The organism is Parendozoicomonas sp. 209JJ7-1 (assembly GCF_058147085.1).
In genome coordinates this window covers 201,346-227,798 of sequence record NZ_JBYVJU010000006.1, presented here as the reverse complement: position 1 = coordinate 227,798, position 26,453 = coordinate 201,346, and the positions used below count along the sequence as shown (strand labels likewise).

Below are 26,453 nucleotides of genomic sequence, written 5' to 3'. Positions count from 1 at the left end.
ATCCAACAAGCAGTAAAGGATAGGACTGCAAGTGTAGTCAATGCACATCAACGGTTGTCTAATCTGAAAACCGGGTATTTTCACTGTATCCTCGCCTGCCAGCTCTCAGAGTCAGCAGGCCAGTTCAACATTGTTTTTCTGCAGATACAGGTAAAATTACCTGTCATTAATGGGAAAGAGCTAGTGAGAAAGGGCTACTGGGAAAGAGAACTACAGGCAGTATGGGTGATAAAATTACCCTCTACGGCTCCAAGGCCAAGAGTTGCCCCCCACAGCTGAGCATGTGCCACCTCAGGAGCATCCATAATACCTGCATTATATGTGATACTTACATGCTCGGTGATCAGGATGCCACCGTAATTAAGGATAAAGCTGCTTTTTGTGTCGTTTTTTTTCATCAGTGTGCATATGCTCTTCAGATCAACAGCCCCAGAGCCACCAGCAGCACCTAGAGACGCGCCCGCGTATACAAAACCTCCATATTGTAAAAGGCCACCGGACCCGGGACTAATAGAGCACCCATACCCACCTAAAAACAAAGCAAGGCTGCCACATGTGAAATAGGCACTAACCCAGCCGTTGTCATCGTAAAAACCGCCCATGGCCTGACCGTTCAAATGCAAAAAAACAGGAGAGTTGCTGCCAGTGACCGAGATAACGTCCTGACCCGAACCGGGTACATATGTAAAGGGGTCTGTATGCCACCAGGTGCCGCCTTCCTCTGATGTTCTCAGATAAATCTGGTATTCCTGCCTTTCCTCCAGTTGCGTATTGTATACGACCGGCATGGCGTCAGCTCTGGCATTGACCGCTCGGAATACTGTATCCGCCTCTGTGTTTTTAAGGTGCCAGGAAGGCGGAGAACGGAAAAGCAGGGGAGAAGAGGGCGTTGCAACAACCCGGATCTGGTCATAACTCTGGACAACCCCTTCCCGGGTTTTCATGGGCAAATCAACGACGATGGAAACCTCACCAGACCAGGATCTGGACGCAGCCAGTATGCAAACAACTACAACAAACAGACGCATGACAAACCATCCAACAGGCAGTAAAGGATAGGACAGCAAGTGTAGTCAATGCACATCAACGGTTGTCTAATCTGAAAACCAGGTATTTTCACTGTATCCTCGCCTGCCAGCTCTCAGAGCCAGCAGGCCAGTTCAACATTGTTTTTCTGCAGATACAGGCAAAATTACCTGTCATTAATGGGAAGGGCTAGTAGGAAAGAGCTAGTGGGAAAGAGTATTACAGGCAGTATGGGCGATAAAATTACCCGCTACGTTCCCAATGCCGAGAGTTGCCCCCCACAGATGAGCATGTGCCACCTTAATAATTTTCATCGGACCTACACTATAAAAGATACGTACATACTCGGTGAACAGGAGGCCAATGTAATGAATGAAAAACCTGGTTTTTGTGTCGTTTTTTTTCATCAGTGTGCATATCTGCTGCAGATCAACAGCCCCAGAACCACCAGCAGCACCTAGAGACGCGCCCCCTTCTACAACACCTCCATATTGTAAAATGCCACCGGACCCGGGACTAATCGTGCACCCATATCCACCGACACCCAAAGCAATGCTGCCACATGTGAAATAGGAACTAACCCAGCCGTTGTCATCGTAAAAACCGCCCATGGCCTGACCGTTCAAATGCAAAAAAACAGGAGAGTTGCTGCCCGTGACCGAGATAACGTCCTGACCCGAACCGGGTACATATGTAAAGGGGTCTGTATGCCACCAGGTGCCGCCTTCCTCTGATGTTCTCAGATAAATCTGGTATTTCTGCCCTTCCTGCAGTTGCGTATTGTATGCGACCGGCATGGCGTCAGCTCTGGTATTGACCGCTCGGAATACTGTATCCGCCTCTGTGTCTTTGAGGTGCCAGGAAGGCGGAGAACGAAAAAGCAGGGGAGAAGAGGGCGTTGCAACAACCCGGATCTGGTCATAACTCTGGACAACCCCCTGCCGGGTTTTCATGGGCGAATCAACGACAATGAAAACCTCGCCGGACCAGGATCTGGACGCAGCCAGTATGCAAACAACTACAACAAACAGACGCATGACAAACCATCCAACAAGCAGTAAAGGATAGAACTGCAAGTGTAGTCAATGCACATCAACGGTTGTCTAATCTGAAAGCTCAAGCCTCTGCGGTGCCTGCTTTGCTCAAGGCCGAGCCATTCAGACTGGTTGTCGAGAAAAACTGTATCAGTTCACCTGCCAGCGCTTAAGGTAACCGGGCTGGATGTTGTAACCCTCTGCCTGCCTGCGTACCAGATCCAGGGCAACTGCCATCACCATGGTCTGGAAGCTGGTTCGTCCAAGATTGATACGCAGGCATACAGAGTTCATCAGCTCTTTGCTTCCCCAGACAATCCAGACAGTGCCTACCGGCTTTTCCGGCGTACCACCATCGGGGCCGGCAATACCGGTTACAGCAACAGCGTAGTCGCTGCCTGTGACTTTCAGCACGCCATGGAACATAGCCTCTGCCGTTTGCTGACTGACAGCACCGTATTCTTCCAGGGTCTCCTCAGGAACACCAAGAACCGAATGTTTAAGGCTGTTGGAATAGCTGACAATCCCCCCAGGGAACACTGCTGAAGAACCGGACACTTTGGTCATTTCGCTGGCAATCAGGCCACCGGTGCAGGACTCCGCGCAGCTGAAGGTTTTGCCTTTTTCTTTCAGTGTTTCAATCAGCCCCTGGGCAACCGTCGCGCCACCGGAGCCAACCCTGCGCTCGCAGATAATATCCATTAATTTTCTGCGCCAGAGCTGGACATCTTCATCTTTCTGCCCTGAACGGGTTTTAAACTTCAGTTCAACCGTTGGCATGCCGGCCCGAAAGCCAATTTCCAGGACTTCATTAATACCAGCCAGGTCTTCCATCAGAAACTGCTGCAGCCGGGATTCCCCAACCCCGAACAGCTGGTGTCTCTCCCATGGAGAACCGGAAGGCACAGGAAAACGCTCCTGCAGTGTGGGAAGAATATCCCTTCGTACAATCCTGCGCATTTCAGAAGGAACGCCAGGGGTAGCGATTACAAGACACTCGTTTACAGACATAAAGAATGCCGGCGCGCTTCCCGGCGCATCGGGATATATAGAACAGATGTCCGGTAAAAGAGCCTGCTTGAGGTTTGCCTGGTTAACTCCAATTCCCCTGTTGGCACACCATGCACGAATATGGGTTTCGGCCTCTGCATTTACGGTTAATTCACAGCCAGCAACATCCGCCAGGACCTCTGCGGTCAGGTCATCCTGGGTTGGCCCGAGGCCACCATTCATAATTACGACATCATGGCTTTCCGTTAGGTTTTTTACAGAGCCGGACAGCAGAGCACGGTCATCCCCCACCGTGACTTTTTCCCTCACCTCCAGGCCAATATCCAGCAAAGCCTGGGCAATAAACGCAGAGTTACTGTCTATGGTATCACCGCTCATCAGCTCACTGCCGGTCATCAGCAGAGCCACTGCAGGCTTATTCCTGGTATCACTCATAATCTGTCGTCAGTACCCTGCTTTACCCACATCTACGGAGAAGTGCCATACCATTTTACGGCATTAAAACGGTTTTGAATCCATACTCTTTTTAATCAGAGAGAACTACCGGGGACAATAAGAGAAAACATCCGAATGAATATGTTCTTCAGGGAAGCCTGCGGCCTTTAATTCGTCCAGTGTCGCATACACCATATCGGGAGAGCCGCTGATATAGAAGTGTGCTCCGGGAAAAGAGTCTTTGTCGTCCAGAACTGCTTTATAAAGCAGTCCATGTCGGCCATGCCAGTCACTCTCGGCATCCGGATCACTGACCACCGGATGATAATGTACACCTTTTTCACTGGCCCAGTACACCGGCAGGCTGGGCATATAAAATCCGCTGGGGTGACGTACGCCCCAGTAAAAGTGAACCGGATGTGGATGGCCTGTTAAAAAAGTCGCTTCAATCATACCTTTCATCTGGGAAAATCCGGTTCCGGCGGCAATAAAAACCAGGGGCGTGTCGGGACAGTTGCCAATATGACACTCACCTTTGGGTATATTAATCGTGATAACCGAAGCACTTTTCAGATGGTCAATCACCTGTCTGGCTCTCTGGTGACCGGGAACACACTGGATATGGAGCTCCAGGGCCTTCCCACCATCAACAGGAGCAGAAGCTATGGAGTAAGCGCAGGGAGAACCTTCCGGCATAACAATTTCCAGATATTGCCCGGCAGCCCACTGCAGAGCCGCATTATCTGCGGACTGCATAATAATCTGGTAAACATCTCCGGAAATTTTACTGAGTCGAGAGACTCGAACCTTTTTCTGCACAGCAGTACTCTTAATTCTTTATAGTCTTATAAGAGTATGTGCAATAAGTGCCAGCCTTTACAAGGGCTGACACTTTCTTAACAAAAGCAACTTAGTAAAAGCAACTTAGTAAAAGCAACTTCACAAAAGCAACTGAACAAAAGCGGTTTAACAAAAACAGTCAGGACAGGGCTTCTATTCTATAGGATGTCCAGTTTTTCCCAGATATCATCCACCCGTTTTTTCACCTCATCGGTCATGGAGATAGCGGTTCCCCACTCCCGTTTAGTTTCCCCTGGCCACTTATTGGTGGCATCAAAACCCACCTTGGAACCCAGCCCCGCTTCGGGCGAAGCAAAGTCGAGATAATCGATAGGGGTATTCTCAATAAACGTGGTATCACGCTTGGGGTCCATACGTGTAGTTATTGCCCAGATCACATCGTTCCAGTCCCGGGCATTCACATCATCGTCACAGACAATCACGAACTTGGTGTACATAAACTGTCGCAGGAACGACCAGACACCCAGCATCACCCGTTTGGCATGTCCCGGATACTCTTTGCGCATGGTGACCACCGCCATACGATAGGAACAGCCTTCCGGCGGCAGATAAAAATCTACAATCTCCGGGAACTGCTTCTGGAGAATGGGGACAAACACTTCATTCAATGCAACTCCCAGCATGGCCGGTTCATCGGGAGGGCGTCCGGTGTAGGTGCTGTGATAAATTGGATTCTGCCGGTAAGTCATGCATTCAATGGTGAATACAGGGAAAGTCTCCACCTCATTGTAGTAACCGGTATGATCTCCATAAGGGCCTTCTTCCGCAAAATCATCGGGGTAGATATAACCTTCCAGCACAATCTCTGCACTGGCGGGAACCTGCAGGTCATTGGTTTTGCATTTCACCAGCTCGGTCTTTGAGCCACGGAGCAGGCCGGCAAATGCATACTCTGAAAGACTGTCTGGTACCGGTGTAACCGCACCCAGAATCGTGGCCGGATCAGCGCCAAGGGCCACGGCAACAGGAAAAGGTTTTCCGGGGTTACGCTCCTGCCAGTCCCGCAGATCCAGTGCTCCACCACGGTGGGAGAGCCAGCGCATAATCAGTTTATTCGGCCCCAGCAACTGCTGGCGATAGATACCCAGGTTCTGGCGCTCTTTTAACGGACCACGGGTTATGACCAGAGGCCAGGTGACCAAAGGCGCAACATCACCGGGCCAACAATGCTGTATGGGGAGTTTAGTGATATCCACATCCTCACCTTCCAGCACAACATCCTGGCAGGCCGCCTTGCGGACAACTTTTGGCCCCATATTCAGCACCTGCTTGAAGATGGGCAGCTTTTCCAGAGCGTCCTTAAAACCCTTGGGCGGGTCAGGCTCCTTGAGATAGGCCATCAGTTTACCCACATCCCGCAGGGCATCGGTATTATCCTGTCCCATACCCAGCGCCACCCGGTATGGGGTACCGAACAGGTTGGCCAGCAGGGGAATATCGGAACCTTTCGGGTTCTCAAACAGCAACGCCGGGCCACCCTGCCTCAATGTGCGATCGCTGATTTCTGTAATTTCGAGGTAGGGATCAACTTCCTGCTTTATCCGCTTCAGCTCGCCCAGCTTTTCCAGCTGGTCGATAAAATCCCGCAGGTCCCGGTATTTCATTGACTGACCTTTATTATCTGACGGCGCATATCATATCTGTAAAACCCGTAAGTGCGAAGAATGGCTGCCTATACTCCTTCGCCCAAACAGCAGTAAACCCTCAGGGCATTTTTTATGAGTATGACAGTAATGAGCATGACAGATTTTCTCCTGAATGAATCTTCAACACCTACGCCTCACCAGGCTGGCGTATCGTTCAAAGGAACTAACGTGCTGGTTAATCGCTGGATCAGCAACTGGGATAACCAACTTCCTCTGCTCGATATTGGCTGTGGCAATTGCAACAACTCCATAAAAGCCGTGGAAGCCGGCACCAAGGTATATGCGGGAGAAATGTCACAGGAGACGATACGTAACCTGGAACAGGAGCATAACCATCACGACAACCTCAGCTTTCACTATCTTAAGTTACCCAACGATGTGCCTTTCAGTGATGCCAGCTTTTCCGGCATTCTTTGCTCGGAAGTTATGCACTTTCTTAACCACGATGAGGCCATCACCACAATTCGAGAGTTTTACAGGATTCTGAAACCGGGTGGGGAAGCCGTTATTACCTGTGCCAATGAAGAACTGAAAGTTCTTGAATGTCTGGACTATTCACAAAAACAACAGGATAAAAGGCAAAAATCACCGGAATGTTTAAACCCAGCTCCAGACATTTTTAGCCTGTTTGGAGAAAGCCTTCATTTATATAAATATTCAGAAAGCGATATTGATGAGGCTTTGTATTTTTACCGCAATATGCTGCCTTTCCCGTTATTCAACTTTTATAACAAGAATCAACTGGCTGACGCATTTGAGCGTGAGGGTTTCTCCATTGAATTGCTTCAAGGAGGAGATGCTCCCTACTACCCCCTTTGGGATCATGGCGACAACGATCAGGTTCGTCTGGTCGTCAAAAAAACATCCGGGTAACGCCCATTCAAATGTTAAAAAGCCTCTGCCCGCAGAGGCTTTTTAATAAACCATTAATGGTTTTCCAATTAATCAGGCTTTGGAATTACTTACGCTTCATTGACTGGAAGAATTCATTATTGGTCTTGGTGTGCTTCATACGATCAAGCAGGAATTCTACCGCGGCAATTTCATCCATCGGATGCAGAAGCTTCCGCAGAATCCACATACGCTGCAGTTCTTCTTCTGTAGTCAGCAGATCTTCACGACGGGTGCCGGATTTATTGATGTTCATGGCCGGGAAGACACGCTTCTCAGCAATACGACGGTCAAGGTGCAGTTCCATGTTGCCGGTACCCTTGAATTCTTCGTAGATAACTTCGTCCATCTTAGAACCGGTATCTACCAGAGCCGTTGCCAGAATGGTCAGGCTGCCGCCTTCTTCAATGTTACGGGCCGCACCGAAGAAACGCTTGGGACGCTCCAGAGCATGGGCATCAACACCACCAGTCAGTACTTTACCGGAGGAAGGAATAACGGTGTTGTAGGCACGGGCCAGACGGGTAATGGAGTCAAGCAGCACCACAACATCTTTCTTATGCTCAACCAGGCGCTTGGCTTTTTCCAGCACCATTTCCGCGACCTGTACATGGCGTGAAGGAGGTTCGTCAAAGGTAGAAGCCACAACCTCGCCGCGTACGGAGCGGGACATTTCTGTTACTTCTTCCGGACGCTCGTCAATCAACAGAACAATCAGGTGACATTCAGGATTATTCTTGGAGATATTGGCTGCAATATTTTGCAGCATCAGGGTTTTACCAGCCTTGGGCGGAGAAACAATAAGGCCACGCTGACCGTTACCAATAGGCGCAACCAGATCAATGATTCGACCGGTCAGGTCTTCCGTTGACCCATTCCCCATTTCCATTATCAAACGACGCTGGGGGAACAGAGGAGTCAGGTTTTCAAAGAGGATTTTATTGCGGGCGTTTTCAGGCTGTTCAAAGTTGATTTCATTCACTTTCAACAGGGCAAAATAGCGTTCACCTTCTTTCGGGGGCCGGATTTTACCAGAAATACTGTCGCCAGTTCGGAGATTGAATCGGCGAATCTGGCTGGGAGAAACATAAATATCATCGGGGCCGGCCAGGTAAGAGCTGTCGGCAGAGCGGAGAAAACCGAATCCATCCTGAAGAATCTCCAGAACCCCATCCCCGTAAATATCTTCACCACTGCGGGCGTGGCGCTTGAGAATGGTAAAAATCACGTCCTGTTTACGGGAGCGGGCAAGGTTATCAAGCCCTATTTCTTCTGCAATTTTCAGGAGTTCTGGAACGCTCTTTTTTTTAAGCTCGGTAAGATGCATAACTGACCGTGTGGGTTACTTTCTGAAAGGAAACTTGTGGATGCTGGGAACTAACTTCAGGCTTGAATTCTTTTTATGACTTGGATTGATACTAGCCTGTATATTTAACCGCTGCACGAAAACTATGGATCTTACGATGTAAGGCAATTTCCAAAATTGTGTGCCCGATGCCTGAATCGAAACTCTCTCTCCGGAAGTTATTCGAAAGCTTTTCTATTCATGAGCTTCCTGTTCGCAAACTGACTACCTGCAGCTCACTGCCCAAGCTTTCTCAGTAAACGATTCCTGTAAATAATTACTATAAAACCATTCATATAGCTATCAATTCATTTACAGTGCTCTACTTTCAGGAACTTCTCTGGCGACCTTGGCGGCTATCGGTGGTTGAGGCGGTTTGTTGTAAATCTATCACCGTCCGTCTGAAGCGTCCAGCACTCAGTGCTCACAAAATAGTACGGAAGATAATGGAAATGCAAGAAATAAATGATTCTGCATCTGCCAGCGGCAAGACCGCTGGCAGATGCAGACTCCAGTCAACTCAAAGGTTGCTGTCCAGGAAGGCTGTCAGTTGGGACTTGGACAAAGCACCCACTTTGGTTGCTTCTACATTACCGTTCTTGAACAGCATCAGGGTAGGAATACCGCGTACGCTGTACTTGGGCGCAGTGGCTTCGTTTTCATCAATGTTCAGCTTGCAGACTTTCAGGCGGTCAGCGTAGTCTTTGGCGATTTCATCGAGCACAGGCGCGATCATTTTGCAGGGGCCACACCATTCTGCCCAGTAATCAACCAGGACCGGAGAGTCCGACTGCAGCACTTCGTTCTCGAAGCTGGCATCCGTGACTTTGACAATCTCGCTCATGGATGTTGATCCTCTTATGACTAATCAGGGCTATTTGGATTGGTAGGCAATCATAGCATTGGGTAAATATAGGGATAAACCCTGAAATTCCCACTGCCCGCTAATGCCGTTATATTCTTTTCGCGCTGCCTCTGCTTACATTCCTTCAGTGGATACAGCTCTGGTATGCTTAACAACCCGAACCTGCGAGGACAGACAGTGGCCATGAGCCGACTCAGCACCAGTTCTGATTCCAGTAGCACCCAGGTCGATGAATCCCCCCTGATTGCGGGTATTGATCTGGGTTCCAACAGTTTTCACCTGATTGTTGCCCGTGAAGACCACGGGGAACTGCGCCCGGTTGAGCGTATTGGTGAAAAAGTACAGCTGGCAGCAGGGCTGGACAGCGATAACAACCTGACCGAAGAAGCCATGGAACGCGGCCTCGCCTGCCTGAGCAAAATGGCTCAATTCTGCGCCGATATGCCGCGAAAACGCGTCCGGGCAGTAGGAACTAACGCCCTTCGCAAAGCCCAGAACAGTCAGGAATTCACCCAACGGGCCGAAGCAATCCTTGGCCATCCGGTGGATATTATCGCCGGTCGAGAAGAGGCCCGTCTTATCTATCTGGGGGTTGCTCATACCCAGTCCGACGATAATGAAAGCCGCCTGGTTGTAGATATAGGTGGCGGCAGTACAGAATTTATTATTGGCGAACGTTTTGAACCCCGGCTTCTGGAAAGCCTCCACATGGGCTGCGTGAGCTGGACCACCAAATACTTCAGCGATGGACAGGTTACGGCCCAGCAGTTTGACGAAGCCTATTACGCCGCCCGGCTCGAACTGCTCAACATTGAACATGAGTACAAAAACCATGGCTGGCAGGACGCCATTGGCTCTTCAGGCTCAATAAAATCTGTTTACACCATTCTCGCGGAACGGGGAAAAGACGGCATTACCCGTGATGACCTGCAACAACTCAAAAAAGAGCTGCTTCGCTTCCGCCATATCAATCGTATAAGTTTCCAGGGGCTCAAACCGGAACGGGTCAATATATTCCCCGCCGGACTGGCCATTCTGCATGCCCTGTTCGACAGTTTAAAAATCAAGCACATGACCTTCTCTGAGGGTGCCCTGCGGGAAGGTTTGCTGTACGACATGATTGGGCGCAACAACCATGAAGATGTCCGTAACCGGACACTCAAGGCCATTCAGAAGCGCTACCACGCGGATATTGAGCAGGCGTCCCGGGTAAGTAAACACCTGAAGCTGCTTCTGAAGCCCGCTAAAAGCAGCTGGAAGCTCAGCTCTGAAGACTGCCAACTGGTACAAAGCGCGGCGAAAGTGCATGAGGTTGGCATGGATATATCCCATACCCAGTTCCATCGCCATGGGGCTTATATCCTGCGTAACGCCGATTTGCTCGGTTATACCAAACGACAGCAGCAACACCTGGCCATGCTGGTACGGGGACACAGGCGCTCTCTACCCCTGCAATCCCTGTTTCAACTGCCAAGGACTGAGTGCCTGCGACTGCTGAAGCTGATGATATTACTCAGGCTTGCCATCCTGTTGAACCACCAGCGTTCCGATAAACTGGCGGATTACCAGTTCCAGGTATCAGGTACCACACTGTTCCTCCAGTTCCCCGAAGGCTGGCTTGAGAAAAACCCTCTGACCAATGCCAATTTTGAGCAGGAAGTGGAATACCTCTCCCGGGCGGGTTATACCCTGCAGGTTGCCTGACGGTTTATCGTCTCAGGCCGGCGTATCGGAAACTGAACCTTCAATGGTAACATCGACAGGCTCAGTTTCCGGACCCAGGCGATTGTTATCCAGATACCAGAGCACCAGCAGCAGCATCAAACCAACCACCCCGGATGCCGTAATCAACTGGAACCCTCCATCCCAGCCCCAGGTATCTATAACTGACCCCAGCAGCAGACTTGCCCCTGACGCTCCCAGTAAATACCCAAACAAACCACAAAAGCCCACACACGCCGCCACGTAGCGCCTGGGAGCAATATCAATCATATGGACATGGGCCAGCGCAACGCAGCCATAAATAAGGAAACCGATAATGGCCAGCATGGACACAGGTATCAGCCAGTGCTCCCCATCACACTGCCAGTAACCAATCAGCGCCAGTAGAACCAGTGACATATTAAACAGGTTTACGGGAACCCGTCGCCCTCGAAACATATGGTCCGATAAAAAGCCGCACAATAACGTGCCGGGAATAGCCGCAAATTCAAACACCATAAAAGCCCAGCTCGCCACCTCAAAACCAAAGTAACGCGCTTCCGTTATATACAGGGGAACCCAGTCAATCACACCATAACGAATAAAATAAATGCATACATTTAGCAGTGACAGCAACCACAGCTCCGGCATTTTCAGGCAGCACTGGCAGAAGTCCCTAAAGGACCGGTTCTCACGATCCGGTTCCTTATGACTGTCCTGTTGAAGCTTCTCCTCACTTTCCCCTTCAATAAGGGCGGGAAGGGCGCAGTCCTCGGGCTTATCCCTGAGCCAGAACAGACTAAGCAAAGCAATCAGCAGGGCAATAATCGCAGGTAAAACCAGTTTGCTTTGCCAGAAAGCGAACAAGCCCAGTGCTAACAGAGCCAAGGGACCCAGCAAGCCAGCGCCGAAATTATTGGACAGATTCCAGAAACTCGTTGCCCTGCCCCGCTCCTCCTTTTGAAACCAGTGTGCCAGAACCTTGGCGCTTGATGGCCAGCCCACTCCCTGAACCCAGCCATTACACGACATAAGAAAAACAATAAGCGGCAGCGAGCAGGCAGAAAACATACACCCAGCCAGGGCGAGGGAGATACCAGCGGAAACCACCAGACATGCGGGCATCAACCAGCGGATACTTAAACGGTCCGCAACAAATCCCATAACAAAATTGCTTATGCCATAAGTAACTGCCATGGCGGCCATCACCATACCCAGCTCTTTCTTGGTGAACCCTTCAGCAACAAGGTCTGGAAGAACAAGAACAAAGTTTTTTCTCACCAGATAGTAAGCGGAATAGCAGAGAAAAATACCGAACAGAACCTGCAGACGTAAGCGCGTATAACGCTGAGTCTGTATGCAGTTATAACCCACAGGCCCGTGAATAAGTTTTGTGAAATTCATGATTCGCAGACAAGTAGCCAGATGTCACATCAGCCAAAGAGGTGCACGAAACCTAGCAGAAACAACCGAACCTGCATAAATATCAAACAAACAATTATCGGGTTCTTCAAAGCAAGAAGAATCAAAATAACGCCCAATCCGGGACTCAGCTTTACCCGCCGCTATAGACATCCGGACTAGAAACCTGTCGTATTTCCAGAAAAACCCTGACAAAATTTCCTTTTGCCTCAATTCCTGAGAGCAGTTCCAGCCGTTACAATATCAGGTTTTCATCTTCCCCATTTTTTACGTTTGGAGAATCTAACTTGTGGCCAGACTTAACAAGCGCCAGGAAGAAGCTGTCAAATATGTCTCTGGCCCCTTATTGGTTCTGGCTGGCGCGGGCAGTGGCAAAACCAGCGTTATCACTCAGAAAATCGCCTACCTGATTCGGGAGTGTGGCCTGAAAGGACGCAACATTGTTGCTGTAACCTTTACCAACAAAGCCGCCCGGGAAATGAAAGAACGGGTTGGCAAACTGGTTCAGGGCACCGCCGCCCGTGGATTGACCGTGTCCACATTCCACAACCTGGGCATGAATATTATTCGCAAAGAGTACAAAACCCTGGGCTTCAAACCGGGCTTTTCCATCTTTGACCAGCAGGATGCCCGCTCGCTTATTGCCGAGCTGATGCACAAGCAACTCAGCGATGGCGAAGACAGTGTTGATGTTGTTCAGCACATGATTTCCAACTGGAAGAATGACCTGATTCTTCCCCAGCATGCTCTGGACAGGGTTCGCAACGAAGAGGAAATGCTGGCGGCCCGTGTGTATGTGAATTACACCCGTACCCTTAAAGCCTTTAACGCCGTTGATTTTGATGATCTGATTCTGCTTCCCGTGCAGATGTTCCGAGAGCATCCGGACGTACTCAAACGCTGGCAGGATAAAATCCACTATATGCTGGTTGATGAGTATCAGGACACCAACTCCAGCCAGTATCTTCTGGTTCGTCAGCTTGTGGGTACCCGCTCCATGTTTACCGTGGTGGGAGATGATGACCAGTCCATCTACGCCTGGCGTGGCGCTCGCCCTGAGAACCTTGACCTGCTCAGCAAGGACTTCCCCGCCCTGAAGCTGGTGAAACTTGAACAGAATTACCGTTCAACCGGCCGTATCCTTAAATCCGCCAACGTACTGATTGCCAACAACCCCCATGTGTTTGAAAAACGCCTGTGGAGTGAGCTGGGCATGGGGGATGAAATCCGCGTGATTCGCTGCCGCAACGAAGACAGTGAAGCAGAACGGGTAGCGACAGAAATTCTTGCTCACCGTTTGAAGCACGATACCTCCTGGAAGGATTATGCCGTTCTCTACCGGGGTAATTTCCAGTCCCGTCTGCTAGAGATGAAGCTTCAGGAACACCAGATTCCCTATCATATTAATGGTGGAACTTCATTCTTCTCCCGCGCAGAAATCAAGGACACGATGGCTTATCTGCGACTGCTGGTAAACCCGGATGATGACAACGCTTTCCTGCGTATTATTAACGTCCCTCGTCGTGAGATTGGCGCCACCACCCTGGAAAAACTGGGCACCTACGCCAACTCACGGCATATCAGCCTGTACGAGGCCTGTCATGAACTCGGGCTGGAAGAAACCCTCGACAAACGCTACGTAGAAAAACTCCGCCGCTTTACCACCTGGATGGACAACCTTTCCCGCATTGGTGAGTCAGAACCAATGAAAGCCATAAACATGCTGGTTACAGAAAGCGATTACGAAAGCTGGATTTACCAGAACACCAGCAGTGATGTTGTTGCTGAAAAGAGAATGGGCAATATCCACTTTCTGGTGAACTCTATCCAGCAAACCCTGGAGCGAGGCAATGAAGATGCCACCCTGGAAGATGCCATCACCCGCCTGATTCTCAGGGATATAATGGATCGCCAGGAGGAAGAAGAGGATATCAACAAGGTCCAGCTGCTGACTCTGCACGCTTCCAAGGGCCTGGAATATCCCCATGTATTTATGGTGGGCATGGAAGAAGAACTTCTACCCCACCGTACCAGCATTGAAGAAGACAATATTGAAGAAGAACGACGATTGACTTACGTTGGCATTACCCGCGCCCGCCAGAGACTGGTTCTGACCCTGGCAGCCACCCGTCGTCAATACGGAGAAAATCTGGACACAACACCCAGCCGTTTTCTTGATGAGCTGCCCCAGGAAGATCTGGTTTATGAAGGCTGGGATCAGCGTTCTACTCCTGAACAGAAAGCCGCTCGAGGACAGGAAGCGCTTGATGACATTTTGAAAGGTCTGGAGTTGTAATGTTGTAATTCTGCCAAATTGCACTAAAAACACACAGTGTGCGCTCCATCACAGTGCACATCTTTTTTGTTTCACAAATACCGTCTATGGTACTGTCGTCGTACATGCATCAGTGAATTAAGAAAAAGACGGCAGTACTATGCATATTCATACCACAACAAAAAAATCTGTACGAGGATTCACTCTTGTAGAGCTGATGGTCATTATTTCCATCATTGCCATTTTTACCGCTGTTGCTGCCCCTGCTTTTAATAACTTCACCCTGCGCAACACTATCGCGTCTGAAAGCAATCGCCTTAGTGGTATTATTCGATATGCCCGCTCAGAAGCGATACAACGTAGCCACAATATTGCCGTATGTCGCGCAAATACCAGCCAGACGGCCTGTCAGACAAATAACGGTCAAGGCAACGGCTTTATAGTAATTGACATCAATACAGGGGACATTCTGCAGACAATTCCAGCTGCAGAAAATATTAATATCGTTGCCGAGCAGCCTCCCGGCGGCCCCGAACGGCAACTGAACAGAATAGATTTTCAGGAGAATGGTGTCGCAGGACTCAGCATCATTACGGTCAGGGATGGAGATAATAATCAAGCGACTCGATTGCGATTGAGTGCTGCAGGACTCATCTCTAGAGCTGAATGAAAAACACACACTATATCCCCGCCCGCAAGGCCAGGGGATTCTCTTTTATAGAGATACTGATCTCTATGCTGATTCTGGCGGTCGGCATTCTTGGCATGCTCTCCCTCCAGAGCCAATCGGTCAGAAACAACATTAATACCGAACAGGCCACCTTTGCCCTTATGCTGCTGGACAGCATAGAAGAAACCATTCTGACAGACCGCTCAGACCAGGGCAGAGCCATCTGCACCCCCAACGCGCTGGCACCGTTCAACGCCCAGCTTCCACTTATCGACCCTACAGCCCGTTTACAAATGCTCGGGTGCCCCCCTGCTCCTATTGTCGAAAACCAGATGAACGTATATCGATTTCAGGTGACATGGGATGAAATCGGTTCATTTAATAATGGTGCTGTTAATTCAAGAATACTCAGCCGCGAGGTAAGGATATGAGAGTGCTCCCTATCCCCAGAAGCGGGATTAAAGGCTTGTCGCTTATTGAGCTGATGGTCGCGCTGGTTCTCAGCTCTCTGCTGGTACTGGGTATCACCCGTTATGCTGCAGACTCCCTGCAGACCCAGCAGACAGTGACTCAACAATCGAACCTGCAGGACTCCGCGCGGGTTTCCATGGACATGATGCGCGATGCCATCCAGCGCGGAGGTTATACCGGCTGCAACTATGCTTCCAAAGTTCCGCAAAGCTTGCCCCAGCCATGGCGTGATAGACTGGATTTTTTAAGCGAAGGCGTGCGAGTAACAGGGACAACCATCCGCACCGCCAGTATTCAGCCTTTGTTTGCGGTAGGAACCGAGTTCACCATATCAGCTGACAGAAAAACAATTTCCCTGTCGCCTGCTTCTCCTCCCGAATTAACATTCAGTGCCCGAGCCGATACAAACGAAAACCGACTGGTTCTGGCCAATTGTACTTCCAAAACATTTATAGACCCACCTCAAATCAATCAGGGCGACAGAGCCTTCACCCTGGATAACCCTGTGAATGAAAAATTCACCAATGAAGCAACAGGAGCTCTAAGGCCTGGTACTGCATTATATACATACCGGGAAACCGAAATTTCTTATACCCCGCAGATTCAATCCCTGGTTATGGATCAAGCGCCCGGAGACAGCATTAATGATCTTAGAGATAAAGCCTTGGTTTCCGACCTGGAAAATAACGGGTTCACCATAGAACAAAACAAATTCAACCAAGGAGCATTGAGTGACAGGTTCCTTTTCCTTTACACAATAACCATGAACTTTCTGGATGAGCTGCGTAACGATACTGACGGTGCCCCTGCCGGTGGCCAGGTTGAAAGCGGTGTCTTTTCATCCCGGGTTCTGGCAAGAAACAAGGTATCAGAAGCACCATGAAATACAGCCCCATGAAACACAGCCAGAACGGGGCTGTTCTCATCATTGCCCTGGTTATGCTTTTAGTCGTGACGTCTATCGGATTATCCGGTCTGTTCAACACTACTCTGCAAAACAAACAGGTTCGGACTGCTCAGGAGTTCAGCCTTTTTTATACCGAAGCCAATAATCTTCTGGAAACGGCCCTTACCAGACTGAACATCAACCCTGAAGCCACTCCCCAACTGCAGCCTGTTAATCAGAATACAGAAAACCAGCTTGAATATTTTAACAACAGATTATGCAGCAGTGTAGGCAACGCTATTGGAGATCAGAGTCCAAAATTTGTATGCAGAGCCGTGCATGTGACAGTTGGCTTTCCTTCAAGTTCAAACCCTGCATTGCCGGACCTTAACGGCCCAACCCGCTCTTATACGCTGCACTATCAATACAGAACGCTTAACCCGGATGATTAAACAGAATCAGAGAAGAACACCATGAAAAATAAAAATTATGGCAGACTGATCTGCTTATTGTTTTCCACATTTATGGGACTCGGCACGTTTAATGCCGCCTTTGCCGATGACACTGAAATTTTCTTTGGCGGTCAGTCCACAGGGCAGGCGATAGCGCCAAATGTTCTGTTCATTCTGGATAATTCCGGTTCCATGTACTGGCCCATCTGCGATTCCCGTGACTCAGCCTGCCTTAATGACCCGAACAGAGCTAACAAAACCCGCATGGAGGTTCTGCGTGCATCCTTCACGGATCTCATGAACAGCACACAAAATCTTAACATCAATGCTGGATTAGCACGCTTTCATCAAAATAATCGTTATAGAGATAGTGGTGGTATATACCATGCTGTTCAGCCCATCAATAATCCTATTGGCCAAATACCTGTTGAAGTTGTTAATCCGCAGGTAGGAGTGAGTGACGCCGACGAGAACATCAATACCGGTCAGGTAAATACTGCCAGAGGCTCAGTAAAAGTTGGTGTTATCGCACAAGGGTCTATTGATGCCCTGCAACTTCCTATTAACGGCAACAACTTTCTTACGGAACAGCCCGGGGGAAGCACCAGCCAACCTGGATACCTCCAGCTCTATCCCAACAATCATAATGCATACTACTTTGAAGGTTTTCGCATTCCGTCCAGCGCCACTATCCTGGAAGCACGCTTGGAGATTCAGGCATTTCGCCCCACCCGCTGGCAAGGTTCAACCAATACAGTCACCATCAGCGCAGATACACGACTTGGCCATCCCCTTCAAAGGCAGGCTCGTAATATCAGCAGCCGCCCTCAGATAGCCCCCGCGAGTCGTGTGTCCTGGCGCCTGGGAGCCCAGCGTCTGGGTAATACCAACTGGTTCCGAACGCCTGATATTAAAAATGTTATTCAAGGTGTTGTTAACAACAATCGCAATACAGATATCACGAGCATTACTTTCCTGTTCAACCCTGGCACCACTAACAGCACGAATCTGGAAACCTACTACGATAACCAGCCAGCCAGAGCTCCACGACTTTGGGTTCGTTACAGTATTCCTTCATCAGGTGCTGGCTCAACCAGTCACAACGCAGGCATTCGTTTTACCAATATTGATGTCCCACAGGGAGCAAGCATAACCAAAGCGACTTTGAGGCTGACACCTGCAACCAATGCCTCCTCAACACCGACCCTTATTGTCAAAGCAGAAGATACAGGCAATGCTGCCCCCTTCAGCACGACTAACCGTAATATCAGTAATCGTACAACCACAACCGCACAGACTCGCTGGAATCTTACCCCCTGGGAGAGAACCAACAGTACCGGCGACTGGAACCGCTACGAAACAAATGTCACCAGCAGCCTTCAGGAAGTTGTAGGAAGAAGTGACTGGTGTGGCGGCAATGCCGTAGCCTTTATTCTGAAACCTGAGTCCGGCACGTCCGGAAGCAGAGATATAGTCAGTGAAGACTCCCCCAATCCTCCACCAGAACTGGCGATAGAATATACGACATCAGGTACTCCTGGCTGCCGGCAGAAAACCATTAAATATCCGATTACCCATCAGGATAACGATGCCCAGACTTTCGGTAATTCTACCAGCCTCTCCTATCAGGAACTGGATCTTTCCAAGGGAGTGACCGGCCTGAGATTTATAAACTTTCCGGTCAAAAAGAACGCCAGCATTGCAGAAGCCTATATAGAATTCAGTGCCAAAAGACCCAGCAACGGAACAAACACTGTTCGTATTTATGGTGAGGATATAGACACTTCACCGGCCTTTAATCAGCACCGTTCATCCATAAATTCCAGATCGAAGACCAGCACCTCTGAAACATGGCGTATCAACGGTGCCTGGAGTCAAAACAGCTCCTACAGAACACCTGATATCAGCGATATTCTTGAAGAAATCACCAGACGGCCAAATTGGGCAGCAGGTAACCATCTCACCCTTATGCTTGAAGCTATATCTTCTGGCCCCCAGCGCCCGGTCTTCTCCTGGGACGGTTCTCCAACCCTGGCCCCAAGACTTGTTATGAAGCTGACGGATCGGGATGTAGATACAAGCGTTACAAGCGCAAAGGTTCGTGACCGTCTGAAAAGTTACGTCAATGAGCTTCAGCCCGGGGGCTACACGCCGGTTGTGAGTTCTCTCCTTCGCGCCCAAAGCTACTTTTCCGGAGGAAATACCCCGGTAACCAATGCATGTCAGAGCAACCATATTGTTCTTCTTTCTGATGGCGAACCCAATGGCTTCAATCAGAGTATCGCCAGCTCTGTTCGCAGTCTGACAGGACAACCGTGCCGGTATATCAGCAACGACAACAACATTCTTAACGATGATCAACAGTGCAGTAAAGCCCTGACCGACTGGATGCGTACAAACGATATGGTGCAGCCCCTGGATGGCGACAACACCATTACCACCCATACTATTGGCTTTGCGGCTAACAGCAGGGCACGGGGCTTTTTGCAGAATATAGCCAGCCCCCTGGATGAACAGGGTAGAACCCGCTACTACGCCGCTACGGATGCCTCCTCGCTTACCCGTGCATTCGGCAGCATTCTTCAGGAAATCCTGGCGACAGAAGCCTCCTTTGTCAGCCCCAGTCTTTCTGTCAACCAGTACAAAAGCTATCAGCATAATAATGAGCTCTATTACGCTCTGTTTACCCCTGAAAAAACTGTTAACTGGACCGGCAATCTCAAGAAGTATCAGCTTGATACCGAGAAGCAAACCATAGCCGGAAAAGAAACAGATGTATTCTTTCTTGCAGATAAGAACAACGCAAAAGCGGTAGATCCTGAAACAGGCGGTTTTCTTCAAAGCACAACAAGCTTCTGGTCATCAAGTCCGGACGGCAACAGAACAGACCTGGGGGGAGCCGCTTCACAGCTGCCAGACCCTGATAACCGTCTGATTTATACAGATATAGGTCTCAGTCATGGTTCCAGTCTGACAGGCAATAATGTTGATAAAAACAACAGCCGCATCACTAAAGCCATTCTGGGTTCCGCTACCATGAACAACCAGAGAAGGGACACGATTCTGGAATGGGCTCGTGGGAAAAACACCAGTAACGGTCAGGCCAGACAGCAGATCGGTGACCCTCTGCACTCTCAACCCGCTTTGGTCAGCTACGGATGCAGAACCTATAAAAATCCGTCCAATAAAGCGGAAGGCTGTGCTGTCAATACATCAGAAGACGCTACTTTGTATTTTGGTACTAATCAGGGCTTTCTTCATGCCATCAACAGCTATACAGGCCGTGAGATATTCTCTTATATCCCGGAAGAGTTACTGAGAAACCTTGCCAGCTATCGCGACAATCCACAGACTGGAGGTGGAATAATCAAGCCTTATGGCATAGATGGTACACCCGTTGTCTGGCGCTATGACCACAACAAAAACGGCGCAATAGAACCCAGTGACGGTGATTTTGTTTACCTCTACTTTGGCTTGAGGCGCGGAGGTAACAGTTACTACGCCCTCGATATAACTGACAGGAGCCAGCCAAAGCTGAAGTGGAAAATGAATTCATCTTCCCCCGGCATGCAGGCGCTTGGACAAACCTGGTCTAAACCAGCCCGTACAAAGATCCTTATCAATGGACAGATAAAACGGGTTCTTGTTTTTGGAGGTGGTTATGACCCTGCCAACGATATAAGTGGCACTCCTAAAAATGATGACACCATTGGCAACGCTGTCTTTATCGTTGATGCAGAGACAGGAAACCTGCTGTGGAAAGCAACCAATTCCTCCTCTGCCAATCTGCAGCTGAGCAAAATGAAGTACAGCATTCCTGGTGATATGACTGTTATTGACCTTAATTTTGATGGTCTTGGAGATCAGATCATTTTTGCTGATATGGGCGGACAGATCTGGAGGCTGTTTATTAATCAAAAAGCCAGTAAAGCCAGCTCATCACCTGTTGTAGAAGCTTTTGGTGGCAACCAGTCACAGACACAGGCACAAGGTGTCGTTGCCAACTTGAGTGGTAACGCTATTAACAATAACCGTCGTTTTTATATGAAACCTGTTACAGGGCTTACCAGGGCAGGTAACAGAGTTCTCTTTTCCATTGCCGTAGGTTCTGGATACAGGGCTCATCCTCTGGATAAAACCATTGATGATCGGGTCTATATTCTGAAATCTGCCTACACCTTTGATAATCCAGCGTCCGCCAGGACCCTCACAGAAAGTGATCTTTATGATGCAACGGATAACAAAGTACAAACGGGTACAGATGCAGAAAAAGCAGCGGCTCAACGAGCCCTCAGCCTGATTCCAACAAATTCCGACGGCACTGCGAAAACTGACTCTAACGGAAATGCATTGCCACCGAAACAGCATGGAGGATGGTATATCCGTCTAACCAAAGACGGTGAAAAGGCGCTGTCCGATATTTCACTTATCAATGGTTATTTCAGCTGGGCGACCTATGAACCAACGACCAATGCTAACAGCTGCAAGGCAATTGTTGGTGTTAACCGGTATTACCGCGTCAGCGCCAATGATGGTTCAGCTCCGGATAGCAAGCGAAGTACAATCATCAAAAATACAGGCATTGTGTCCTCTACTCGCCTGATTGTTGTCAATAAAGGTGATCTTGCCGGATCAGGGGGCAGTGTGGGCCTGGTACCTGTTGAGGGTGTGGGAACAAAATTTGTAAAGACTGGCAACGACCTTGCTATAGAGACTACCGGCTGGATAGATGAATAATCACTTTCGCCAGACTATGCCTGTTCAGGTGTGGTCTGGTGTCTCAACAGATATATGTTTATGAACACCAAGATAATAAATACAGCAGGATTCACCCTGATCGAATTAATGGTGGTTGTAGCGATTATTGGTATACTGGCCGCGATAGCCTTCCCATCTTATACGCAATATATCGAACGCAATGCCTGTGAAGATGCCCGGGGGACACTTCTGGCTTCGGCTGCAGCCCTTGAGCGCTTTCGAGCAGAGAACCGCACTTATTTAAACGCAGACAGCGGTACTGATTTCCCTGATCAAAGCCCTGTCGATGGCAGCCCTAATTACAACATAGCCATCAGCAATCAAACTGTTACCACATATTTGTTAACGGCAACCCCCGTACCCGGCAGAAATTTTCCCGTACTCACCCTTACCCAGGCAGGCGCAGGCACTGTTGGGGGAAACAACACATTCAGCTGCCGCTAAAGACACGAATCACTACAAGTAAAAAATTCTCATAAACAAAAAGGCTGCCTTAACAGGCAGCCTTTTTATCGAAATGAGACAGCCCTCATCAGGCCACCAGCACACCCTTAAGCTTCTTCAACGCATTCTTTTCCAGCTGCCGAATACGCTCCGCAGATACCCCATAACGGGCAGCCAGTTCATGGAGGGTGGCTTTATTTCCATCATCCAGCCAGCGGCTCTGGAGAATATCACGACTACGGTCGTCCAGTCCCGCCAGGGCATTTTGCAGGCGTTGAGTGGAGTCAGAGTTCCAGTCGGAGTTCTCCACCATGGTGGACGGATCGGCCGCGCGGTCTTCCAGGTAGTGGGCCGGTGCCTGATAACCCGTATCGTCATCGTCGTCGGCATAACCATCAAAAGCGGTATCCTGACCAGCCATACGGCTTTCCATTTCCTGCACAACTGCGGATTCGACGCCCAGGTCCCTGGCAACAGCTTCAGTCTCTGCGCTGTTCAGCCAGGCCAGGCGTTTTTTGCTGGAGCGCAGATTAAAGAACAGTTTGCGCTGGGCTTTGGTGGTCGCAACTTTCACGATCCGCCAGTTACGCAGAATAAATTCATGCATCTCGGCTTTAACCCAGTGCACAGCAAAAGACACCAGCCGTACGCCCATTTCCGGGTTAAAACGCTTTACGGCTTTCATAAGACCGACATTACCTTCCTGAATCAGGTCTGCCTGGGGCAGGCCATAGCCAGCGTAACTTTTAGCAATATGAATAACGAAACGCAGGTGCGACATAACCAGCTGTCGGGCCGCATCAAGGTCATTGTCGTAGTAAAGACGACCGGCCAGCTCGCGCTCCTGTTCAACAGACAACACTGCTATGCTGCTGACAGCATGGATGTAGGACTCAAGATTCTGTCCTGGGGTCAGCATATCAACCGGTCGCAGGCTGGTACCCATTAAAGCACTCCGAGATTTAAATATTTGTCTACTTTAGCACTCTTTTTCCTGTTTATTATACAGGAAAACGTTCTTATTACAGTTTATTACGTTCAGTCATATCCCGGAGCAGAAAATCATTATCCGTGACTCTGGACACTCCTTAAATGGAGGTTCTCAGGCCAGGTAATTAAAGCCTGACCGGGGAATTTTGACCACCGGAATACAGCCGGGTAATAAAACCCCCAGTATCATCAGATCTATCGACAGCGAAAACGCCTCTGAGTTTCCCACTGTGGGACAGGGCCGGGCAGGAAGAAAGATAAGATAACGCTGGTGTCGCCCCCCCTGACAATGGAAGGCTGCCAGCCCTGTTCATCAGGTGTTCAGGGATCAATATCCCGCAGCTGACGCCAGCTGGCCAGCAGGGCACCGGCAATGCCCATGACCGCGCCACCGACAATCAATGTAAGCGAAAGACCCAGATCAGGAAAACCCGGGCGGAAAGAGCTCTGGTAAAGAACAGCAAGCTCCTCAGCCGGCCCTGAAAACAGCAACCAGAGTACTACAACCAACAGCCAGGCCAGAAGACCGCCCGCCAGACCATACCAGAAACCACTGTAAAGGAAGGGCAGAATCACATAACCATCGGAGCCACCAACCAGCTTGATAACCCGGATCTCATCCTTCCGGTTAATCACCAGCAGGCGAATGGTATTGCCCACCGCCAGCAGCACCGTGGCCACAATCAGTACAGACAGCCCCAGCTGAATCCGGTTACCCAACTCAAGCAGGACGCTCAGGCGCTTCAACCATTCATCATCCACCCGGATATCATCCACGCCGCCAATGCGTAACAGGCGGTTCTTCAGGTTACTGACACTCAGAGGTGACGTGTCAACAGGCTCAACTTCCAGCACCCCTGGCAGAGGATTGTTATCCAGAGCACTCAGGGCTTTGCCAAGGCCGGAGGTCTGCTGAAACTCATTCAAGCCCTGGGCTGGAGAAATATAAATCACCTCTCTGACAGCTTTATCCCTGGCCAGTTCTCTGCGAATGCTGGCTGCTTTGGCATCACTGACATTGCTGTCCAGATAGAGCGCGAGACGTACCGTGTGGGTGGTATTTCCAAGGGCCTGCTGAAAGTTGCTCAGGGTCATGGAAAGAGCAGCAGGTAAAGAGAGAGCAATGCCCAGCACGAAGATAGTCATCAGGCTGGCTATCGGAGTCATCCCGATACGGGAAAACGCTTCCCTGGCCATGTGTTTGTGGAGTGCCCAGAGATTTCTCCACTGGCCGGCAGTGGATGTTGAAACCTTACCGACAGACTGTCGTTTTTTTCTTGTCTTTCCCGCAACCCGCTTCTTTCCTGCAGGCTGCGACTTGCCCTCATCCGACACCGGCTGGGTTTTGCGCCAGGTTGTGACCGCCGCCTTGCGTTCAGGCTTTACTCTGTTCTGGCTCATGGGGCCACCTCACTGATCAGGCGTCCTCGTTCAAGGGTTATAACCCTGTGTCCCATTCTGTGTACAAGATCCAGGTCGTGGGTAGCAATCAGAACGGTCGTGCCCGCCTGATGGAACTGGTGGAAACGCTGCATAATGTCGGCGGACAGATCCGGGTCCAGATTACCGGTAGGTTCGTCCGCCAACAGAACCGCCGGTCGGTTAACCATAGCCCGGGCAATGCCCACACGCTGTCGTTCACCGCCGGAAAGGGCAAGGGGATTGAGTTTTTCCTTATCCAGCAGGCCGACCATATCCAGCACTGCCCTTACCCTTTTGCCAATATCCACTGGATTAAATCCGGCCACCAACAGAGCAATGGCAACATTATCGAACACAGTCCGGTCAAACAGCAGCTGGTGATCCTGGAAAACAACACCGATATTGCGGCGAAGGGCGGGTATCTGGGCCCGACGTAAACGCGCCAGACTGTGCCCCCCCACGCGAATATATCCGCTGGAAGGGCGCTCCATCAGCATGATCAGTTTCAGCAGGGTGCTTTTACCAGCTCCGGAGTGGCCGGTAAGAAAGGCCATCTCTCCCCGTTCAAGCTGACAGCTGATACTGTCAAGCCCGATATGTCCGTTAGGAAAACGTTTGCTAACACTTTCAAAGACAATCACCAGCGATTCCCTGCCTGAAAATCACGCTATTACACGTCAATATCCGCGAACAGGGCGTCAACAAACTCCCCGGCCTTGAACGGACGCAAATCCTGAATCTGCTCCCCCACCCCCAGGAAGCGAATGGGCAGCTGCATCTGTTGAGACAGGGCAAAGGTCACCCCCCCTTTTGCCGTACCATCCAGCTTGGTCAGAGCCATACCGGTGAGGCCAACGGTCTCATCAAACAATTTGGCCTGGTTCAGGGCGTTCTGACCGGTACCCGCATCTACCACCAGCAGCACTTCGTGGGGTGCGTCCGGGTCAATCTTGCCCAGAACCCGCTTCACCTTTTTCAGCTCTTCCATCAGGTTGTCTTTGTTATGAAGGCGACCTGCAGTATCAGCGATCAGCACATCCATATTCCGCGCTTTCGCCGCTTCAAAGGCATCGTAAAGAACGGAAGCGCTGTCTGCGCCGGTATGCTGGGCCACCACGGGAATTTCGTTACGCTCACCCCATACCTGCAACTGTTCAACCGCCGCAGCACGGAAGGTATCACCGGCCGCCAGCATCACCTTTCTACCTTCCATCTGGAACTGGCGGGCCATCTTACCAATGGTGGTGGTTTTACCCACGCCATTCACGCCCACAACCAGAATCACAAAGGGCTTTTTACTGGTATCAATCACCATCGGCTTGTCCGCCGGCTTGAGAATATTGCCCAGCTCATCTTTCAGAGCTTTGATAAGGGCGTCAGCATCATCCAGCTCTTTATAAGCCGCTCGCTGGGTCAGGCCATCAATAATGCGACGGGTCGCTTCAATACCTACGTCAGAAACCAGCAGTTGGGTTTCCAGGTCCTCCAGCAGTTCATCATCAATCTCTTTCTTACCGATGAACAGCGTGGTTACGCCATCAACCAGGGAGGCCCTGGTTTTGGAAAGGCCGGATTTCATCCGGGCAAAGAAACCACTCTTATCAGAGGCAGGCTGCGGCGCAACAACTTCAGCAGCGGGCTGGGCTTCCTGAACAGGCGCTGCTTCAGAAACAGTTTCAGTTTTTAGTTGTACCGGTTCTTCTGCGGCTTCAGGGGCCTGCTCAACAGCGACAGATTTTTCAGTCTGAATTTTTTTTCCATCAGATTTATGACCGAATGGCCAGAAGCGGCGTTTTCCACCCGCCGATTTCTCATCTTTTTTCGAATCAAACATCGTTTCGTCTATTT

Annotated in this window: 21 protein-coding genes; 9 read left to right on the top strand and 12 right to left on the bottom strand. The window is 50.0% G+C overall.

Features of this window, described 5'->3' with window-relative positions:
• Positions 1 to 194: 194 nt before the first annotated feature.
• The 5 genes from ACY2RQ_RS08325 to ubiD all read right to left on the bottom strand — a co-directional run bounded on the left by ACY2RQ_RS08325 (position 195) and on the right by ubiD (position 5,971).
• Positions 195 to 1,028 carry a hypothetical protein gene (locus ACY2RQ_RS08325; protein ID WP_490112502.1) on the bottom strand — a complete coding sequence of 278 codons (834 nt, stop codon included), beginning with the start codon at positions 1,026 to 1,028 and terminating at the stop codon, positions 195 to 197.
• 201 nt (positions 1,029 to 1,229) lie between these two features.
• Entirely contained in the window at positions 1,230 to 2,063 is an 834-nt protein-coding gene (locus ACY2RQ_RS08320) for a hypothetical protein (RefSeq protein WP_490112501.1), read from the bottom strand.
• 147 nt (positions 2,064 to 2,210) lie between these two features.
• Complete coding sequence (locus ACY2RQ_RS08315; protein ID WP_490112500.1) at positions 2,211 to 3,506, bottom strand: CinA family nicotinamide mononucleotide deamidase-related protein; 1,296 nt, start codon at positions 3,504 to 3,506, stop codon at positions 2,211 to 2,213.
• A gap of 105 nt (positions 3,507 to 3,611) precedes the next feature.
• Positions 3,612 to 4,325: a hypothetical protein gene (locus ACY2RQ_RS08310; protein WP_490112499.1), complete on the bottom strand. Its 714-nt coding sequence runs from the start codon at positions 4,323 to 4,325 to the stop codon at positions 3,612 to 3,614.
• Positions 4,326 to 4,504: 179 nt separating this feature from the next.
• A complete protein-coding gene (gene ubiD, locus ACY2RQ_RS08305) occupies positions 4,505 to 5,971 on the bottom strand; it encodes a 4-hydroxy-3-polyprenylbenzoate decarboxylase (protein WP_490112498.1) in 1,467 nt (488 codons plus the stop codon).
• A gap of 114 nt (positions 5,972 to 6,085) precedes the next feature.
• On the opposite strand from ubiD, the gene ACY2RQ_RS08300 reads away from it, so the two are divergent.
• Positions 6,086 to 6,886 (top strand): class I SAM-dependent methyltransferase, encoded by an 801-nt coding sequence (locus ACY2RQ_RS08300; RefSeq protein ID WP_490112497.1) that lies wholly within the window; start codon positions 6,086 to 6,088, stop codon positions 6,884 to 6,886.
• Positions 6,887 to 6,971: 85 nt separating this feature from the next.
• On the opposite strand, the gene rho is transcribed toward ACY2RQ_RS08300, so the two are convergent.
• Together rho and trxA are read right to left on the bottom strand one after the other, a co-directional pair.
• A complete protein-coding gene (rho, locus tag ACY2RQ_RS08295; RefSeq protein WP_490112496.1) occupies positions 6,972 to 8,231 on the bottom strand; it encodes a transcription termination factor Rho in 1,260 nt (419 codons plus the stop codon).
• 538 nt (positions 8,232 to 8,769) lie between these two features.
• Positions 8,770 to 9,093 carry a thioredoxin TrxA gene (trxA, locus tag ACY2RQ_RS08290; protein WP_490112495.1) on the bottom strand — a complete coding sequence of 108 codons (324 nt, stop codon included), beginning with the start codon at positions 9,091 to 9,093 and terminating at the stop codon, positions 8,770 to 8,772.
• Positions 9,094 to 9,297: 204 nt separating this feature from the next.
• Between trxA and ppx the strand changes: the two genes are divergently transcribed.
• Positions 9,298 to 10,818 (top strand): exopolyphosphatase, encoded by a 1,521-nt coding sequence (gene ppx, locus ACY2RQ_RS08285; protein ID WP_490112494.1) that lies wholly within the window; start codon positions 9,298 to 9,300, stop codon positions 10,816 to 10,818.
• Positions 10,819 to 10,830: 12 nt separating this feature from the next.
• Here the strand turns inward: ppx and ACY2RQ_RS08280 are convergent, their stop codons facing one another.
• The gene (locus ACY2RQ_RS08280; protein ID WP_490112493.1) at positions 10,831 to 12,219 is read right to left on the bottom strand and encodes an MFS transporter; all 1,389 of its coding nucleotides are present in this window, start codon (positions 12,217 to 12,219) and stop codon (positions 10,831 to 10,833) included.
• Positions 12,220 to 12,526: 307 nt separating this feature from the next.
• Here ACY2RQ_RS08280 and rep point away from each other — a divergent pair, with 307 nt between their 5' ends.
• The 7 genes from rep to ACY2RQ_RS08245 all read left to right on the top strand — a co-directional run bounded on the left by rep (position 12,527) and on the right by ACY2RQ_RS08245 (position 22,193).
• Positions 12,527 to 14,533 carry a DNA helicase Rep gene (gene rep, locus ACY2RQ_RS08275; RefSeq protein WP_490112492.1) on the top strand — a complete coding sequence of 669 codons (2,007 nt, stop codon included), beginning with the start codon at positions 12,527 to 12,529 and terminating at the stop codon, positions 14,531 to 14,533.
• Positions 14,534 to 14,672: 139 nt separating this feature from the next.
• Complete coding sequence (locus ACY2RQ_RS08270) at positions 14,673 to 15,182, top strand: GspH/FimT family pseudopilin (protein ID WP_490112491.1); 510 nt, start codon at positions 14,673 to 14,675, stop codon at positions 15,180 to 15,182.
• On the top strand, positions 15,179 to 15,613 hold the full coding sequence (locus tag ACY2RQ_RS08265; RefSeq protein WP_490112490.1) for a type IV pilus modification PilV family protein: 435 nt from the start codon (positions 15,179 to 15,181) through the stop codon (positions 15,611 to 15,613). Before ACY2RQ_RS08270 ends, ACY2RQ_RS08265 begins: the two co-directional genes overlap by 4 nt.
• Complete coding sequence (locus ACY2RQ_RS08260) at positions 15,610 to 16,536, top strand: PilW family protein (protein ID WP_490112489.1); 927 nt, start codon at positions 15,610 to 15,612, stop codon at positions 16,534 to 16,536. Before ACY2RQ_RS08265 ends, ACY2RQ_RS08260 begins: the two co-directional genes overlap by 4 nt.
• Positions 16,533 to 16,991, top strand: coding sequence for a pilus assembly PilX family protein (locus tag ACY2RQ_RS08255; protein ID WP_490112488.1), 459 nt, complete (start codon positions 16,533 to 16,535; stop codon positions 16,989 to 16,991). The genes ACY2RQ_RS08260 and ACY2RQ_RS08255 overlap by 4 nt, the downstream gene beginning before the upstream one ends.
• Positions 16,992 to 17,012: 21 nt before the next feature.
• Complete coding sequence (locus tag ACY2RQ_RS08250) at positions 17,013 to 21,728, top strand: pilus assembly protein (protein ID WP_490112487.1); 4,716 nt, start codon at positions 17,013 to 17,015, stop codon at positions 21,726 to 21,728.
• A gap of 60 nt (positions 21,729 to 21,788) precedes the next feature.
• Positions 21,789 to 22,193, top strand: coding sequence for a type IV pilin protein (locus tag ACY2RQ_RS08245; RefSeq protein WP_490112486.1), 405 nt, complete (start codon positions 21,789 to 21,791; stop codon positions 22,191 to 22,193).
• A gap of 88 nt (positions 22,194 to 22,281) precedes the next feature.
• On the opposite strand, the gene rpoH is transcribed toward ACY2RQ_RS08245, so the two are convergent.
• From rpoH to ftsY, 4 genes are all read right to left on the bottom strand, one after another.
• Positions 22,282 to 23,139 (bottom strand): RNA polymerase sigma factor RpoH, encoded by an 858-nt coding sequence (gene rpoH, locus ACY2RQ_RS08240; RefSeq protein ID WP_490112485.1) that lies wholly within the window; start codon positions 23,137 to 23,139, stop codon positions 22,282 to 22,284.
• Positions 23,140 to 23,504: 365 nt separating this feature from the next.
• Positions 23,505 to 24,584 carry a permease-like cell division protein FtsX gene (gene ftsX, locus ACY2RQ_RS08235; RefSeq protein WP_490112484.1) on the bottom strand — a complete coding sequence of 360 codons (1,080 nt, stop codon included), beginning with the start codon at positions 24,582 to 24,584 and terminating at the stop codon, positions 23,505 to 23,507.
• Positions 24,581 to 25,246, bottom strand: a complete 666-nt coding sequence (gene ftsE, locus ACY2RQ_RS08230) for a cell division ATP-binding protein FtsE (RefSeq protein WP_490112483.1) — start codon at positions 25,244 to 25,246, stop codon at positions 24,581 to 24,583. Before ftsE ends, ftsX begins: the two co-directional genes overlap by 4 nt.
• 29 nt (positions 25,247 to 25,275) lie before the next feature.
• A complete protein-coding gene (gene ftsY, locus ACY2RQ_RS08225; RefSeq protein WP_490112482.1) occupies positions 25,276 to 26,439 on the bottom strand; it encodes a signal recognition particle-docking protein FtsY in 1,164 nt (387 codons plus the stop codon).
• Positions 26,440 to 26,453: the final 14 nt, after the last annotated feature.

Coding starts and splice junctions, on each gene's coding strand:
- rpoH (WP_490112485.1), bottom strand. CDS start 23,139: ATGGGTACCAGCCTGCGACCGGTTGATATGCTGACCCCAGGACAGAAT.
- ACY2RQ_RS08280 (WP_490112493.1), bottom strand. CDS start 12,219: ATGAATTTCACAAAACTTATTCACGGGCCTGTGGGTTATAACTGCATA.
- ftsX (WP_490112484.1), bottom strand. CDS start 24,584: ATGAGCCAGAACAGAGTAAAGCCTGAACGCAAGGCGGCGGTCACAACC.
- ftsY (WP_490112482.1), bottom strand. CDS start 26,439: ATGTTTGATTCGAAAAAAGATGAGAAATCGGCGGGTGGAAAACGCCGC.
- trxA (WP_490112495.1), bottom strand. CDS start 9,093: ATGAGCGAGATTGTCAAAGTCACGGATGCCAGCTTCGAGAACGAAGTG.
- ACY2RQ_RS08325 (WP_490112502.1), bottom strand. CDS start 1,028: ATGCGTCTGTTTGTTGTAGTTGTTTGCATACTGGCTGCGTCCAGATCC.
- ACY2RQ_RS08260 (WP_490112489.1), top strand. CDS start 15,610: ATGAGAGTGCTCCCTATCCCCAGAAGCGGGATTAAAGGCTTGTCGCTT.
- ACY2RQ_RS08265 (WP_490112490.1), top strand. CDS start 15,179: ATGAAAAACACACACTATATCCCCGCCCGCAAGGCCAGGGGATTCTCT.
- rho (WP_490112496.1), bottom strand. CDS start 8,231: ATGCATCTTACCGAGCTTAAAAAAAAGAGCGTTCCAGAACTCCTGAAA.
- ubiD (WP_490112498.1), bottom strand. CDS start 5,971: ATGAAATACCGGGACCTGCGGGATTTTATCGACCAGCTGGAAAAGCTG.
- ACY2RQ_RS08315 (WP_490112500.1), bottom strand. CDS start 3,506: ATGAGTGATACCAGGAATAAGCCTGCAGTGGCTCTGCTGATGACCGGC.
- ACY2RQ_RS08250 (WP_490112487.1), top strand. CDS start 17,013: ATGAAAAATAAAAATTATGGCAGACTGATCTGCTTATTGTTTTCCACA.
- ppx (WP_490112494.1), top strand. CDS start 9,298: ATGAGCCGACTCAGCACCAGTTCTGATTCCAGTAGCACCCAGGTCGAT.
- ACY2RQ_RS08245 (WP_490112486.1), top strand. CDS start 21,789: ATGAACACCAAGATAATAAATACAGCAGGATTCACCCTGATCGAATTA.
- ACY2RQ_RS08270 (WP_490112491.1), top strand. CDS start 14,673: ATGCATATTCATACCACAACAAAAAAATCTGTACGAGGATTCACTCTT.
- ACY2RQ_RS08320 (WP_490112501.1), bottom strand. CDS start 2,063: ATGCGTCTGTTTGTTGTAGTTGTTTGCATACTGGCTGCGTCCAGATCC.
- ACY2RQ_RS08255 (WP_490112488.1), top strand. CDS start 16,533: ATGAAATACAGCCCCATGAAACACAGCCAGAACGGGGCTGTTCTCATC.
- ACY2RQ_RS08300 (WP_490112497.1), top strand. CDS start 6,086: ATGAGTATGACAGTAATGAGCATGACAGATTTTCTCCTGAATGAATCT.